Annotated in this window: 16 protein-coding genes; 11 read left to right on the forward strand and 5 right to left on the reverse strand. The window is 58.3% G+C overall.

Going from position 1 to position 14,470, the window contains the following annotated elements; translation table 11 throughout:
• Nucleotides 1-47: 47 nt before the first annotated feature.
• Complete coding sequence (sufR, locus tag H6G62_RS08305; RefSeq protein WP_190494061.1) at nt 48-737, forward strand: iron-sulfur cluster biosynthesis transcriptional regulator SufR; 690 nt, start codon at nt 48-50, stop codon at nt 735-737.
• 28 nt (nt 738-765) lie between these two features.
• Here sufR and trpA read toward each other — a convergent pair whose 3' ends face one another.
• The 4 genes from trpA to dps form a co-directional block, all read right to left on the reverse strand.
• Nucleotides 766-1,560 (reverse strand): tryptophan synthase subunit alpha, encoded by a 795-nt coding sequence (gene trpA, locus H6G62_RS08310; protein WP_190493973.1) that lies wholly within the window; start codon nt 1,558-1,560, stop codon nt 766-768.
• A gap of 104 nt (nt 1,561-1,664) precedes the next feature.
• Entirely contained in the window at nt 1,665-1,967 is a 303-nt protein-coding gene (locus tag H6G62_RS08315) for a DUF3007 family protein (RefSeq protein WP_190493975.1), read from the reverse strand.
• Nucleotides 1,968-1,971: 4 nt separating this feature from the next.
• Complete coding sequence (locus H6G62_RS08320) at nt 1,972-2,214, reverse strand: NAD(P)H-quinone oxidoreductase subunit L (protein WP_190493976.1); 243 nt, start codon at nt 2,212-2,214, stop codon at nt 1,972-1,974.
• A 668-nt stretch (nt 2,215-2,882) separates the two neighbouring features.
• Nucleotides 2,883-3,416 (reverse strand): DNA starvation/stationary phase protection protein Dps, encoded by a 534-nt coding sequence (dps, locus tag H6G62_RS08325; protein ID WP_190493978.1) that lies wholly within the window; start codon nt 3,414-3,416, stop codon nt 2,883-2,885.
• A gap of 503 nt (nt 3,417-3,919) precedes the next feature.
• On the opposite strand from dps, the gene H6G62_RS08330 reads away from it, so the two are divergent.
• The 10 genes from H6G62_RS08330 (at nt 3,920) to H6G62_RS08370 (ending at nt 13,330) form a co-directional block, all read left to right on the forward strand.
• Nucleotides 3,920-6,733: a tetratricopeptide repeat protein gene (locus tag H6G62_RS08330; RefSeq protein WP_242051890.1), complete on the forward strand. Its 2,814-nt coding sequence runs from the start codon at nt 3,920-3,922 to the stop codon at nt 6,731-6,733.
• Nucleotides 6,734-6,815: 82 nt separating this feature from the next.
• Complete coding sequence (locus tag H6G62_RS08335; RefSeq protein WP_190493980.1) at nt 6,816-7,043, forward strand: hypothetical protein; 228 nt, start codon at nt 6,816-6,818, stop codon at nt 7,041-7,043.
• Nucleotides 7,043-7,321 carry a hypothetical protein gene (locus H6G62_RS08340; RefSeq protein WP_190493982.1) on the forward strand — a complete coding sequence of 93 codons (279 nt, stop codon included), beginning with the start codon at nt 7,043-7,045 and terminating at the stop codon, nt 7,319-7,321. Before H6G62_RS08335 ends, H6G62_RS08340 begins: the two co-directional genes overlap by 1 nt.
• On the forward strand, nt 7,321-7,674 hold the full coding sequence (locus H6G62_RS08345; RefSeq protein ID WP_242051891.1) for a XisI protein: 354 nt from the start codon (nt 7,321-7,323) through the stop codon (nt 7,672-7,674). The genes H6G62_RS08340 and H6G62_RS08345 overlap by 1 nt, the downstream gene beginning before the upstream one ends.
• A complete protein-coding gene (locus tag H6G62_RS28285; protein WP_277883011.1) occupies nt 7,661-7,795 on the forward strand; it encodes a hypothetical protein in 135 nt (44 codons plus the stop codon). Before H6G62_RS08345 ends, H6G62_RS28285 begins: the two co-directional genes overlap by 14 nt.
• A gap of 59 nt (nt 7,796-7,854) precedes the next feature.
• Nucleotides 7,855-9,075 carry a radical SAM family heme chaperone HemW gene (hemW, locus tag H6G62_RS08350; protein ID WP_190493984.1) on the forward strand — a complete coding sequence of 407 codons (1,221 nt, stop codon included), beginning with the start codon at nt 7,855-7,857 and terminating at the stop codon, nt 9,073-9,075.
• Nucleotides 9,076-9,214: 139 nt separating this feature from the next.
• Nucleotides 9,215-10,795, forward strand: coding sequence for a phosphoglycerate dehydrogenase (serA, locus tag H6G62_RS08355; RefSeq protein ID WP_190493986.1), 1,581 nt, complete (start codon nt 9,215-9,217; stop codon nt 10,793-10,795).
• A 206-nt stretch (nt 10,796-11,001) separates the two neighbouring features.
• Nucleotides 11,002-11,892, forward strand: a complete 891-nt coding sequence (prmA, locus tag H6G62_RS08360; protein ID WP_190494067.1) for a 50S ribosomal protein L11 methyltransferase — start codon at nt 11,002-11,004, stop codon at nt 11,890-11,892.
• Between the two features lie 42 nt (nt 11,893-11,934).
• Entirely contained in the window at nt 11,935-12,141 is a 207-nt protein-coding gene (locus tag H6G62_RS08365; protein WP_190493988.1) for a hypothetical protein, read from the forward strand.
• Between the two features lie 4 nt (nt 12,142-12,145).
• Entirely contained in the window at nt 12,146-13,330 is a 1,185-nt protein-coding gene (locus tag H6G62_RS08370) for a homocysteine biosynthesis protein (RefSeq protein ID WP_190493990.1), read from the forward strand.
• Nucleotides 13,331-13,355: 25 nt separating this feature from the next.
• On the opposite strand, the gene H6G62_RS08375 is transcribed toward H6G62_RS08370, so the two are convergent.
• On the reverse strand, nt 13,356-14,408 hold the full coding sequence (locus H6G62_RS08375; protein WP_190493993.1) for a hypothetical protein: 1,053 nt from the start codon (nt 14,406-14,408) through the stop codon (nt 13,356-13,358).
• Nucleotides 14,409-14,470 lie beyond the last annotated feature (62 nt).

Below are 14,470 nucleotides of genomic sequence, written 5' to 3' on the forward strand. Positions count from 1 at the left end.
AACACGACTGTTGTCAAAGTATGTAGTCCTTCATGTTGGCCGATGCCATGACCTTTGTGCAGCAACCCTCCTCCACCAAGGACGACATCCTGGTCTACCTGCTGAAGCAGGGCGAGGCCACCGCTCAAGCCTTGGCGGAACATTTTGAGGTGAGCGCCCAGGCCATTCGTCGCCACCTCAAGGATTTGGAGGCCGAAGCCTTGATTGAACACCGGGCCGTCCACGAGGGCATGGGCCGACCCAATCACCTCTATCGCCTCAGTGGCAAGGGTCGGGATCGTTTTCCGGCTCAGTACGACGAATTCGCCATTTCCCTGCTAGATACCCTGGCGGAAACCGTGGGCAAAGACCAGGTAGGTAGCATCCTCCGCAAGCAATGGGAGCGCAAGGCTCTGGAATACCGGGATCAGGTGGGCACAGGCACCGTGGCGGAACGGGTGGCCAAATTGGTTGACCTGCGACAGGCCGAAGGCTATATGGCCGAATGGCACGAGGTCGATCCCACGGAAATGCAGCCCCATATTGCCGTGGATCATCCCGGCCCCTGCTACATCATCACCGAATATAACTGTGCCATTTCCCACATCGCCGCTTCTTTCCCAAGCGTTTGCGGTCACGAATTGGAAATGTTTCAGTTGGCTCTCTCCGACTGCTCCGTGCAGCGCACCCACTGGCTGGTTCAGGGCGAACATCGCTGCGGTTATTTGATTGCCCAACGAGCCGCCACTCCAGCCTAGAAGCCTCTGGCGAGGGGCTGGCGAGGGGCTACTGAATGGCGGCTTTGAGGGTGCGGCAAAATTCAGCCACGTCCTGAAGAGCGGATTGGGAATCCTCAACGGCTAAACGCTTCACGAAGGCGCTACCCACAATCACCCCATCGGCCCCCCACTGGTGCAGTTGGGTGGCTTGATCTGGGCCAGACACCCCAAAGCCCACGCCGATGGCTTTGTTGGTGGTTTGCTTAAGGCTGTCGATCAGATCCTTCACCCGTCCCTGAATCTCCTGCCGCATCCCAGTCACCCCAGTAACGCTGACCAGGTACACAAACCCCTGGGCTTGGGCCGCAATGGCCTGGATGCGTTCTAGGGGAGAGGTGGGGGCCACCAGCAGGGTGACATCAATCTGGGCGGCGGCGGCGGCTTGCAGCAGCGCCTCCACTTCTTCTAAGGGCAGATCGGGCACCACCAGACCCGCTACCCCAGCGGCGGCGATATCCGCCATGAAGGTATCAAGGCCGCGATTGAGGATTGGGTTGTAGTAGGTGAACAAAATAATCGGAGACTTGAGGCCGGGGCTAACGGTTTTGACCAGATCCAACACCTGATCCAGGGTGACGCCCTTGGCCAGGGCACGGGTAGCCGCCGCCTGAATCACCGGGCCATCGGCGAGGGGGTCGGAGTAGGGTACCCCCAGTTCGATTAAATCGGCTCCGTTGTCGTCCAGCACCTTCAGCGCCGCCGCCGTGGTCTCTAGGTCAGGGTCTCCCGCTGTAATAAAGGGAATGAGGGCACATTCACCCCGCGCTTTGAGCGCCTGGAAATGATCTGCAACGTGAGCCATAGAGCGGGCCGATAGACATCCAATAGAGCACTCTAAACCAAGACGGGCACCGCGTCTATGCCCGCCTGAGTGGGGATTGGAGGGATGAAACGGGAGGCTTGGCCCTAGGCCGACTCGTCCTCTAGCTTGGCCTGGAGGGCGGCGAGTTCCTCGGGGCTCAATTCCTCTAGGCGCTTTTCTAGGACAGCGGTTTCGTAGTCGTCCATCTGCTGATTCAGCGTCATATTGCGGGTGACGACTCGAAATAGGTAGGTCACCAACCAGCCCACCAGGCCACCCACCATCACGGCTTGGCTCCAAATGCCCGCCGACAATCCATCTAGCCCCACCAGCCGGAAGGCCAGAAAAATCCCTCCCCCAGCCAGGAACACCCCTAACCCGATGCCAAATACATCAATCCGTCGCATGGGTTTAGCTCAGCTTGCGGGCCTGGGGGCGGAAGTTCAAAAACGGGCTGAACAGCAACATACCTGGGAAGAAGACAAACATCAGGCCGTAGAGTAGGGTGCGTTCGACGGAACCCGCTCGGTGCCAGTTCGCCTTCAAGTAAAACAAAATCGCCAGGGGCATCACCACTAAATACACCCCAGCCAGCCCACCGTAGAGCGCTAGGGTAATCAGGAGATCAGTGGACAGGGTTAGATCGGCAAGCATGGTATCCAGGCAATCAGCGGCTAGGGTCACAAAGCAAGGTCAGGCCAGATGGGCATGGTCTCCCCATCACCACCCGCCTCTCCGCCATTGTAAAGGGAGGACGCCGTTCCTCGGTAAGAACTTCCCTGGAATCTGTGCCCCCCGGCAAAGATCCTGCCTATGGTTGCAATTGGGGCCAGTTGGTGATGGAATAAGACACGACATCGCCATGGGCTTTGGCCTAGGCAAGATGTTATGGGGGCGTGGCGGAATGGTAGACGCTACGGACTTAGAAAACTGAGCCTTAGCGAAGAAATTTGCTAAGTGGAAGCTCTCAAACTCAGGGAAACCTAACTTTGGGGTTTTAGGCTGTTCTCGGACAGAGCTAGAGCCTTGGACATGGCAATCCTGAGCCAAGCCAGCCCGAACCGCTGTTGAATCACCGGAACAGGCTGGAAGGTGCAGAGGCCCGACGGGAGCTACCCTAACGTGCAGTCGAGGGTAAAGGGAGGGTCCAATTCTCAACGTTCGCCCCTGGGTTATCCCAAGGGCTGGCGGTCGCGAAAGCGGCGGGAGGATGAAAATCCGTTGACCATTGCGGTCGTGAGGGTTCGAGTCCCTCCGCCCCCATCCTACCGAAGTCATGTTTTCATAGGAACGACGGGTGCTGGGCGTATGAAGAACCTGGCCTAGTCGAGGTCGGCTTTTTTGACCAGGTGAGCCTCCAGGAACCACAGCCGCATGTCAATGGTGCGAGAGATTTCGGTGTAGAGATCGGCGGTGTCGGCGTCGCCCAGATTGTCGGTGGTGGCGATGGCTTCGCGGACATGCTGGCCATAGTGAGCAAAGCGTTCGGCGAGGGCGGCGACGTGCTCCGGGCCATCCACCGCATCAAGGGGATACTCCGGCAGCAGGGACTCGGCGGCGGCGATGCGAGCGGTACCCAAGGCGGTTCCCCCCAGGGCAGTGACCCGTTCGGCCACCATATCGACATAGCCTTCCAATTCCCCAGCGATTTCATCGAAAAGCTCATGGAGTTGCAAAAAGTTCATGCCCTTCACGTTCCAGTGGGCTTGCTTGGCCTGGGTTTTGAGATCTAGGGTGGCCGCTAGGGTTTGGTTCAGCACCGCCACCACCTGAGCACGGAGATTGGCGGGCATATCGATGCGGGTGGGATAGAACCGATGAGCGGCGTCCGTTTTGCGGGTTGCAGTGGCAATCATGGGCTTTCCTTCATTCAATACTTCAATCGCGATCCGGCGAGTCCAGGCCGTCACGGCTTTCTTCCCGGACAGCGGTGGATACGTTGATGCGAATCACCCCTAAATCATACTCGTTATGACTACGACTTGCAAGTTGTCTAGAAAAAGACTGTCCCTAGGAGATAGGCCGCTAGGAGGAGCCGCACAGGCCCCGTGGGAGTTAGTTCCCTATGGCCTCATGCCGAATCCGAGTTAGATAATTCCGATTCCCAGCCAGACCACACGAGCGAGGAAGTCTCGCCCGCTGATGCCGGAGACCAACAAAGCGGATTGAGGCGGATTGAGGCGGATTGAGTAAGTGAGTGCTTCCAGTCTAGGAGAGATAGGCTGGTCGAGCCTGTATCCTAGGGCGGATAAGTCTTACAGCCCCCAGGTAGCCCGGATGCAGCCCGGTGAGCACTGCCCCACCATCAACCCAGAATCCTAGGTTACGATGGGCACAGCCATTCTCCTCCAACGGCCTGATGTCTTCCCAACGGCGGATTCTTTTTCAAACCCTGGGTGCGCTCCCAGCCCCACAGTTTGAGCAGTTGCGATTTACCCTCAACCCGTCACCGGGGATTGTGCCCGAAGGCGCAGCGGCCCAGGGCAACCGAGTGGCGGCTCTGCTGAGCTGGGTCGAAGGATCGACAGGCTGCGGGTTAGATCGTCTGTATGAGGAACTGGAGCAACTTTTTCCGGGAGTGCTGAAGGCTGGGGAAGAGGCCGCGCCTGGAAAACCAGAAGACGAACCCGCGTGGCTGGTGCCCTATGACCGCAATCCCTACTTCACCGGGCGGGAGGCGGTACTGACGACGCTGCACCAGCAATTGCATGAGGGGCGGACGGCGGCGATTTCCCAAACCCAGGCGATTAGCGGGCTGGGCGGCATTGGCAAAACCCAAACGGCGGTGGAATATGCCTACCGCTATCGCGACGACTATCGCCATGTGTTCTGGATTCGGGCGGATACGGAACTGGAACTGACCAACAGCTACGTGGCCATTGCCCAGGCGCTAAACCTGCCCCTGAAGGATGCCGAAAACCAGGACGAAACCGTGCGGTATGTACGGCTTTGGCTGAGCCGAGAAGCGGGCTGGCTGCTGATTTTTGACAACGCCGACCACCCCGAACGGGTGCAGCCGTTTCTCCCCCGCGAGATTACGGGCCACATCCTAGTTACCTCTAGGGCGCAAGACTTCCAAGACCTGGGCATCGTGCAACCAGTGGCAATGGAAACGCTCAACCCAGAAGAGGCCATAACATTCCTCCTAACCCGCACCGCACGCACCCCCGCCGCCGCCGTAGGGGCGCACCCACGTGTGCGCCCAACCCAGGACATCAAACCCACCACCAATCTCCCCAACGAATTGGGCCAATCCGACAGGATCGATACAATCGATGGGCCAAACCCAACCGTTACGGGGTCAGGGCAATCACGGGGGATTGCCCCTACGGAATATGCCGCCGCCACCGAACTCACTGCCGAACTGGGCTATCTGCCCCTGGCCCTAGAGCAAGCCGCCGCCTACATCGTCACCAACCGAGTCTCCTTTGGCGACTACCTCACCAGCTACCGCAAACAGCGGCTAAAACGCCTCGAAAAAGCCAAACCCAAGCTGGGCCAATACCCCGAATCCATCGCCACCACCTGGGCCTTGAACCTCAAGGAAGTGCAAAACGAAGCCCCCGCTGCTGCGGCCCTGCTGAACTACTGCGCCTTTCTCCATGCCGATGCTATTCCCTTTAACCTGTTCACCCAGGGGGCCACAGAACTCGGCGAACCCCTAGCCACCGCCCTAGCCGATGCCGCCGATGACCCGCTGGAACTCTACGACCTACTGAACCCGCTGTGCAGCTATTCGTTAATTCGGGTGAAGCCAGAGAGTCAGAGCTTGAGCCTGCATCGCCTGGTGCAGGAGGTGATGCAGGCAGAACTGGGGGATGCCGGGTGCCAAAGCTGGGTGGAGCCGCTGTTTAGGGCGATAGTAAAGCTACTTCCAGAAAAGAGCAAAGGCATTGAATATCAAGACTGGCCCGCCCTAGCCCCACTGGTAAACCATGTACAAGACCTATCTACCTACTGCCAGCAGCGCGCTATTGCCTCTACGGAAGCTGCTGATGTGTTTCACGACATGGGTATGTATTTACTCGAAAGGGGAGAGTATGCCCTGGCTGACCCGCTCTTGCAGAAAGCGCTAGACCTGCGGCGCAATCTTCTAGGGGACGAACACGAAGACATCGCCGACAGCTTAAACAGCGCTGCCAGAAGCCACGAACTGCAAGGCCGCTACAGTGAGGCTGAACCCCTCTATCAGCAAGCCCTAGCAATGTATCAACGACTATTTGGTGACGAGCATCCCGATGTCGCCACTAGCCTCAATAATCTGGCCGTTCTCTACCAAAAACAAGGCCGTTATGGGGAGGCCGAACCACTCTTCCAAGACGCCCTAGCGATGCGAAAACGGCTCTTGGGCGACGAGCATCCTGATGTCGCCGGGAGCCTCAATAATCTGGCTGGGCTCTGCGACCATCAAGGGCGTTATGGGGAGGCCAAACCCCTCTTCCAAGAAGCTCTGACGATGTGGAAACGACTATTTGGTGACGAGCATCCCGATGTCGCCACTAGCCTCAATAATCTGGCGATGCTCCATTGCAATCAAGGGGCTTACGATGAGGCCGAACCTCTCTTGCAGTCGGCCCTGGCAACACGCAAGCGGCTCTTAGGTGACGAGCATCCCGATGTCGCCGCCAGCCTCAATAATCTGGCTGGGCTCTACGGCCATCAAGGGCGCTATGGGGAGGCCAAACCCCTCTTCCAAGATGCCCTGGCGATGTGGAAACGGCTCTTAGGTGACGAGCATCTCGATGTCGCCACCAGCCTCAATAATCTGGCCTTGCTCCATTACAATCAAGGGTCTTACGATGAGGCCGAACCTCTCTTGCAGTCGTCCCTGGCAACACGCAAGCGGCTCTTGGGGGACGAGCATCCCGCTGTCGCCATTAGCCTCAATAATCTGGCTAACCTTTATCGAGATCAGGGGCGTTATGGCGAAGCCGAGCCATATTTGAGTGAGGCCTTACGGATTTGGCGGCAATCACTCGGTGAAGATCATCCCAATGTTGGCCGAGTTACTGAAAACCTAGGCATTCTCTACGCCGCCCAAGGCCGCACCGAGGAAGCGCGTACCCTTTACCAGCAAGCCCTGGCCATCCTCGAACCCAAGCTAGGGGCCGACCACCCCTGGACAGTGCGCTGCCGCGAGAATTTGGCCAAGTTAGACGAGGACAAAGGGTAGCGGGATAATGAGAAAGTAAGACCCCTCGCGTATATCATCGGCAACTCATTGATTTCTAATGTAATAAAAGGGAGAGCAAGCCATGTCAACACTATTGGAATACGCCTTTAAAGAAGCTCAGAAACTACCTGATGATCTCCAAGATGAGTTGGCTCAGCAACTTCTTAATGACATTGAGAATGAGCTGCAATGGCAAGCAACCCTAGCCAACAACGAAATTGATATAGGTGGTTTTGAAGCGATGGCCAAAGCCGCCTTGGCCGCAGATGAGGCAGGCGAAACCGAGGACGGGGGCTTTGGCGAAGCGTAATGAAATCTTCCAGAACTCAGGACTTTCGTAAGCTCTTTGCCAAACTGCCCAACCGAGTCCAGGAAACCGCCAAGAAAAACTACCAGCTTTGGCAAGAAGATCCCTCCCATCCTAGCCTGGAGTTTAAGAAAGTTAACGCCAAACTCAACATTTGGTCAGTCAGAGTTGGCATCGGTTGGCGCGCCTTGGGAACCATGAAAGCACAAGAAGACAAAATCATTTGGTTTTGGATTGGCTCCCATGCGGAATATGATCGCATTCTCAACAAAAAATCGTGATGGCCGCCGAATACGCTATGGATAAGTTAGAACACTATCGAGAAATTTTGCACAAGCTGTTGAAAGGCTTTGCTAAACTTAGTGACCTTGACGGCACCGTAGAAACCCAAATCATTGCGGATACCGTCAGAGATCATTATCAACTCGTACAGGTTGGTTGGCAAAACGACTGGCGAATCTATGGTTGCATCCTGCATCTAGATATCAAAGACGGTAAAATCTGGCTTCAGCACAACGGCACAGAAGACGACATTCCGGCCCAATTAGTCAATATGGGCGTACCCAAAACGGATATCGTCGTGGGGTTTCATTCGCCCTTCAAACGCCAGTTTACTGAGTATGCTGTGCGTTAACCCTCTGCGCTATCAGCCAGCCCTGGCCATCCTCGAACCCAAGCTAGGGGCCGACCACCCCTGGACAGTGCGCTGCCGCGAGAATTTGGCCAAGATCGAAGACCCCCTCGCCTCGGCATGAAGATCGTTCTAGACATGAACTTGTTTGACTCGAAAGTTGAAAGTCGAATTACTTTTCCTATGGTTTCTGCTCCTCGTTCGGCCTACGTTCACATTCCCTTTTGTCGGCGGCGCTGTTTTTATTGCGACTTCCCCATTTCGGTGTTGGGCAACCAGCGGCGGGGGGAAACCTCCCTGTCCGTCGAGGGCTATGTGGAGGTGTTGTGTAGGGAAATTCAGGCCACGCCGAAGTTAGGGGCTTCCCTGGAAACCGTATTCTTTGGCGGCGGCACCCCTTCGTTGTTGTCGGTGGCGCAGGTGGAACGGATTTTGGCGGTGTTGGATCAGCGGTTTGGAATTGATCCGGGGGCGGAAATTTCCATGGAGATGGATCCGGGCACCTTTGATTTGGAACACCTGAAGGGCTACCTGGGGGCGGGGGTGAACCGGATCAGCCTGGGGGTGCAGGCGTTGGAGGATGACATCCTGGAAAGCTGTGGCCGCTACCATCGGGTGGCGGATGTGTATCAAAGCGTGGACTGGCTGCATCGGGTCGATATGCCCAACTGGAGCCTGGATTTGATCTCGGGCCTACCCCATTTGACGATGGAAATCTGGGAGTCGGGACTAAAAAAGGCGGTTGACTTAGGGCCGCATCACTTATCGGTGTATGACCTGACGGTGGAACCCCAGACGGTGTTTGCCCAGCGCTATCAGCCCGGAGATGTGCCGTTGCCGACGGATCAGCAGACCACGGCCATGTATTGCACCGCCCAGCGTTATTTGACCGATCAGGGTTACGAGCATTACGAGGTCTCCAACTACGCCCAACCGGGGCACCGTTGCCGCCACAACCTCACCTACTGGCGCAACCAGCCCTACTATGGTTTTGGCCTGGGGGCGACCAGCTACACCCAACACCAGCGGGTCAGTCGGCCCCGGACGCTGGCGACCTATGGGCCATGGGTGCAGGATTTCCAAGCGGGGGGGGGCATTTACGACGAGGCCCCCACGCCGCCCACCGAGCAGTTTTTGGATCGGCTGATGGTGGGGCTGCGGCTGGCGGAGGGCATCGGTGGTGATGAGGTGCGTTCCCTCTGCGATGCGGCCACCTGGGCCACCCTCTACACCGCCCTAAAGCCCCACATTCGAGAGGGCTGGGTGCGGCTGGATGGGGACGGTGGGGACGGCATTACCTGGGACAATCTGCGGCGGATTCGGCTCAGTGATCCCGAAGGTTTTCTGTTCTCCAATGTGGTGCTGGTGGACTGTTTTCGGCAGTTAGATCCCTCGGTGGCCTAGGGCCGCGTCCAGCCTGGGGGCTTGGTGGAAAAGGGTTCTGTGGCGATGGACCTTGGTCATTGCATCGTGTTCGGCACAGTCTTCCTTAATTACGCCTTTGCAGTAAAGTAGATTCCTGTGACATTTTTATGGCCGACCCATGCCCAAGGTTCTCGTTTCCGATCCCATTGATCAGGTAGGTATTGACATTCTGTCCCAGGTGGCGCAGGTGGATGTAAACACCAGCCTCTCCCCGGAGGAATTGGTCAACGTCATTGGCGAGTATGACGCGCTGATGATTCGTTCTGGTACCAAGGTCACCAAGGCGGTGATCGAGGCGGCTAACAACCTCAAGATCATCGGTCGGGCTGGGGTTGGGGTGGATAATGTGGACGTGCCCGAAGCCACCCGTCGCGGCATTGTGGTGGTCAACTCGCCGGAGGGCAACACCATCGCCGCCGCCGAACATGCCCTGGCGATGATGATGTCCCTGTCTCGCTATGTGCCCAGCGCCGATGCTTCGGTGAAGTCGGGGGAATGGAAACGTAAGGATTTCACTGGGGTGGAGGTCTACAAAAAGACCCTGGGTGTGGTGGGCTTGGGCAAAATCGGCTCCCACGTCGCCACCGTCGCCCGCGCCATGGGCATGAAACTGCTGGCCTACGATCCGTTTATTTCCGCTGACCGGGCTGAACAGTTGGGCTGTCGTCTGGTAGATCTGGATTTCCTCTTCCGCGAGGCCGACTACATCACCCTGCACATTCCCAAAACCCCCGAAACCGCCAACCTAATCAACGCCGAAACCCTGGCCACCATGAAGCCCACGGCGCGGATCATCAACTGCGCCCGTGGCGGCATCATCAACGAAGCCGACCTGGCCCAAGCCCTGCGGGATGGCGTCATTGGCGGTGCGGCCCTGGATGTGTACGCCTCGGAACCCTTGGGGGAATCGGAACTGCGGGATTTGGGTAAAAACGTCATCCTCACCCCCCACCTCGGAGCCTCCACCGAGGAAGCCCAGGTGAACGTGGCCATCGACGTGGCGGAGCAGATCCGCGATGTGCTGCTGGGCTTGCCCGCCCGCTCGGCGGTGAACATCCCCGGTCTGCGGCCTGAGGTGCTGGAGAAGCTTGGCCCCTACCTGCAATTGGCGGAAACCCTAGGCAACCTGGTCAGCCAACTGGCCGGGGGGCGCGTCGAAGAGTTGACCGTCAGCATTCAGGGCGACATTGCCAGCGGCGACAGCAAACCCATTGTGATTGCCGCCCTCAAGGGGCTGCTGTCCAATGCCCTGCAAGAGCGGGTCAACTACGTCAATGCCAGCATCGAAGCCAAGGAGCGGGGCATTCACGTCATCGAAACCCGCGACGAGGACAGCCGCGACTATGCCGGAGCCCTGAACCTGAAGGCCAAGGGTAGCCTGGGTGAGCATTCCGCCACCGGGGTATTGCTGGGCGGCAGCGAAATCCGCGTCACCGACATCGATGACTTCCCCATCAACGTGCCCCCCACCCAGCACATGCTGTTTACCCTGCACCGCGATATGCCAGGGATTATTGGCAAAATTGGCTCCCTATTGGGCAGCTTCAACGTCAACATCGCCAGTATGCAGGTGGGCCGCAAAATCGTGCGCGGCGATGCGGTGATGGTACTGAGTCTGGATGATCCCCTGCCCGAAGGCATTCTGGAGGAAATCATCAAGGTAGACGGCATCCGCGACGCCTACACCGTCAACCTCTAGGCGGTGTCCTGTTCCCTAGGGGCAATTAGATCGCAAAGTCCCCGTAGCCCTCACCCTAAATCCCCCTCCCCAAGGGAGAGGGACTTTGAAGACCGTTTCCGGCTCCCCTCTCCTCGTGGGAGAGGGGCTGGGGGTGAGGGCCGCTAGGGCTTTTTGCTATATGATTCGGGGTGAAACAACCTAGGCAAAGTACGGTGATCATGGCGTTGGGCAATAGCTGGTGGGAAGTTCAGGTTCTGTGTGATCCGGCCATGGAGGATGATATCTTCTGGCGGTTTGATAGCTTTGGTAGCCAAGGCACCTCGACCCAGCGGCGAGGGTCGGCCAGTTTTGTCCAAGCCTACTTTGCCCAGCATCGGCTAGAACTGCTGGATTTGTCGGCGTTGGCCCTATTGGTGAAACAAGACGCCCTCTGTAGCGATTTGGCGGTGCCCAGAGTCACCTGGAATCTCATCGACGAAGAAGACTGGTCGAAAAGCTGGAAAGACCACTGGCGACCGGAACCGATTGGGGATCGTTTTTTGATTACCCCGGCCTGGTTGGAACCCCCCGACGACAACCAGCGGATTGTGCTGCGACTAGATCCCGGTGTAGCCTTTGGCACGGGAGCGCACCCCACTACCCAGCTTTGCCTGGAATCCCTGGAAATGCGCCTCACCTACGATTCCCCTAACGTTACCCTTGCCGACATCGGCTGCGGATCGGGCATTTTGTCCATTGGGGCGTTGCTGCTGGGGGCCAAGAAGGTCTATGCGGCAGATGTGGATGATCTTGCCGTCCGTTCTTCCGTGGAAAATCGTGAACTCAATCACCTGAGCGCTGAGGATATGCCCGTACTCCACGGTAGCTTAGAGGATCTGGTGAACGCCGTTGACGCCCCGGTGGATGGCGTGGTGTGCAACATCCTGGCCGAGGTGATAATGGACTTAATCCCCAACCTGCACACCCTGGTCACCCCCGAGGGATGGGGGATCCTCAGCGGCATTTTGCTAGAGCAGTCTAAACTGGTGGCCGATACCCTCGAACAGCACGGCTGGGTGGTGGCGACCCTCTGGCGTCGCCAGGAGTGGTGCTGCCTCAATGTGCGACGGTCGTAATTCCTGATGTCCTGATTGCAGGTTAACAGTTTCCCAACCACCATGTCTGACCTGAGCTTTTTGATTAAGGTAGTGGCCCTGTCGGCAGGGCTAGGTATCGTGATTAAATACCTGCTGCCGCGCCTGTCCTGGAGTGGGTTGGAACCGTCCCTGGGGTTAGCTCTGGGGCTGTTGTTTGCGCCCTCGGCGCTGATGGCAGTGCTGCTGTGGGCTTGGGCCATGGCTCAAAAAACCAAGGCTGGGGCTTAGTCCCATGCGTACCATCGACAGCATTAACGAAAAAATTCGGGCCGGACAAGTGGTGGTCTATACCGCCGAGGACTTTAAAGCCCTGGCCCAGGAACAGGGGATTACCGCCGCTGCCAAGGCCGTGGATGTGGTAGTGACGGGCACCTTCGAGCCGATGGAGTCTGCCGGGGCGATGATCAACCTGGGCCATACCGACCCGCCGATCAAGCTGCTGGAGTGCTACCTGGATGGGGTGCCCGCCTACGCCGGATTTGGGGCGGTGGATCTCTACTTGGGGGCCAGCCAGCCCGTGGCGGTGAGTCGATTGGCGGAGGGGATGGAGTCGGAGGAAGCACGGGAGCATGGCGGTGGCCATGTGATTGCCGACCTAGTGGCGGGGCGCACGGTACACCTCCAGGCCACGGGCCACGCCACAGACTGCTACCCCAGGGCTTCCCTCGAAACCACCATCACCCGCGACACCGTTAACCAGTTTTACCTGTTTAACCCCCGTGGCCTGTACCAAAATTTTATTGTGGGGGTGAACGGCGGTGACCGTCCCCTTTCCACCTACCTCGGCCCCTTGCAACCCCGCCTCGGCAATGCGGTCTACGCCAACCCTGGGGCCATTTCCCCCCTGCTAAACGATCCCGATTTAGCCACCCTGGGCATTGGCACCCGGATTTTCCTCGGCGGCGGCGTCGGCTATATCGCCTGGGAGGGCACCCAACATTTTCCCTTGCAGCGACGGTTGCCCAACCACACCCCTATCGGCCCTGCGGCGACGGTGGCCCTGGTGGGCGATGCCAAACCCATGGATGCCCGCTGGGTACGGGGCTGCTATTTCAAGGGCTATGGGCCGTCGTTGATGATTGGCGTTGGCGTGCCTATACCCATCCTGAACGAACAGGTCGCGGCCCACTGTGCCGTACAGGATAAAGACATCGTGGCCCCGGTGATGGATTTTTCCATTCCCCGTCGGGTGCGGCCCACCTTTGGCCTAGTGAGCTATGCCCAGCTTAAATCGGGCACCATCACCATTGAGGGGCAACCCGTGCGCACCGCTCCCCTGGCCAGCGTTTACCTAGCTCGCCAAGTGCAGCAGGAACTCAAACAATGGATTGAAACCGGAGCCTTTGAACTCTCGATCCCAGTAGCGGCTTTGCCGATGGATCGAGCTTTCTTGCCCCAGGACGCCCTCGGTAGTTAGGCGAAAATTCGCCCCCCATGCCCCACTACGCTGGAGCATCCCCCCCATCTGGGATCACCTTCCGGGGGCGGGGGCTGCCGTGGGTGCCCGTCGGTTTACGGGGGGGCGCAGAGGAACGGGGGCCACCGGGACGCTTGCCTCCAGGTTTCCGTCCGACGCTGCCCTTAGGACGCTTCTTGGGTGGCACAATACCCACCACAGAGGCCGCTGCCACCGCCAGGGTTTTGGCGTCGCGCTTGACTTGGAAGTCCCAAAAATAGCCCACGGTTCGGCCCGAAATCTGCCCTTTCAAGGTGAGTTTGAAGGATTTGGCTCCCCCCGGCGTCTGCTTAATGCCCTGGAGAATTTTGACCGTAATGAGTTCTTCCTCTGGCTCACACTTCACCACCTCACCCCGAACGGAGAAATAATGGTCATCCACTATGGGCTCTGCCGCAGCGAGATCCGGCAGGGGGGAAGCCTCGGAGGTTGCCGGGATGTCATCGGTGATCTGGGCCTCACCCTTGGGGGATTCCCCCGGTAAGCCTAGGGTTTCGGGCTCCCATACACCGACAATTTGAAAATGTAGATCCTGATCTTCGTTGGTTTCTACTTCGCGTCGGGTGCGTGGATACACCACCCACAGGTGCGGTACGGCCAAATCAAGGTGCTTTTTCACCAAACTGGTAACCCGCCCCAACAGCACCGAATCCACCGTAAAACCATCGTCGGTGACCAGATTACCCCGGTTTAACTGATCGGCCTCGGCGGGGGTATAGGTGCCGCGAACCAGCCCGATAGCGCGATACTGCATGGGCTCGCTGGGGGGGGCAATGGGCAAATGGCGGTAGGCCGCAGGATCAAAGGCGGGCTCGACGGGCGCAGCGGGCGCTGAGGGGCGAGACGCCACAACCGCTGGGGTAGCGGCGGCGGCAGGGGGAACCGTTGGTTTGGGCGGGGTAGGCCGCACCGGGCGGGGGGGAGGGGCCACTAGGGCAGGGCGTTCCGCTGAGGGTTGTGATTTCTCTGCGGCATCCTTGGGGGGCACCGCCTCATTGCCCTGGGCTTCGGGCCAGGAATTCTTGTCTACAGCACTCATAACGCCACCGACCTCCTCTCAACGTCAACCAGCCGCTATCCATTGCCGGATTAGCGTAGTAA

It is taken from the genome of Phormidium sp. FACHB-1136 (assembly GCF_014697375.1).
GTDB lineage: Bacteria > Cyanobacteriota > Cyanobacteriia > Phormidesmidales > Phormidesmidaceae > Nodosilinea.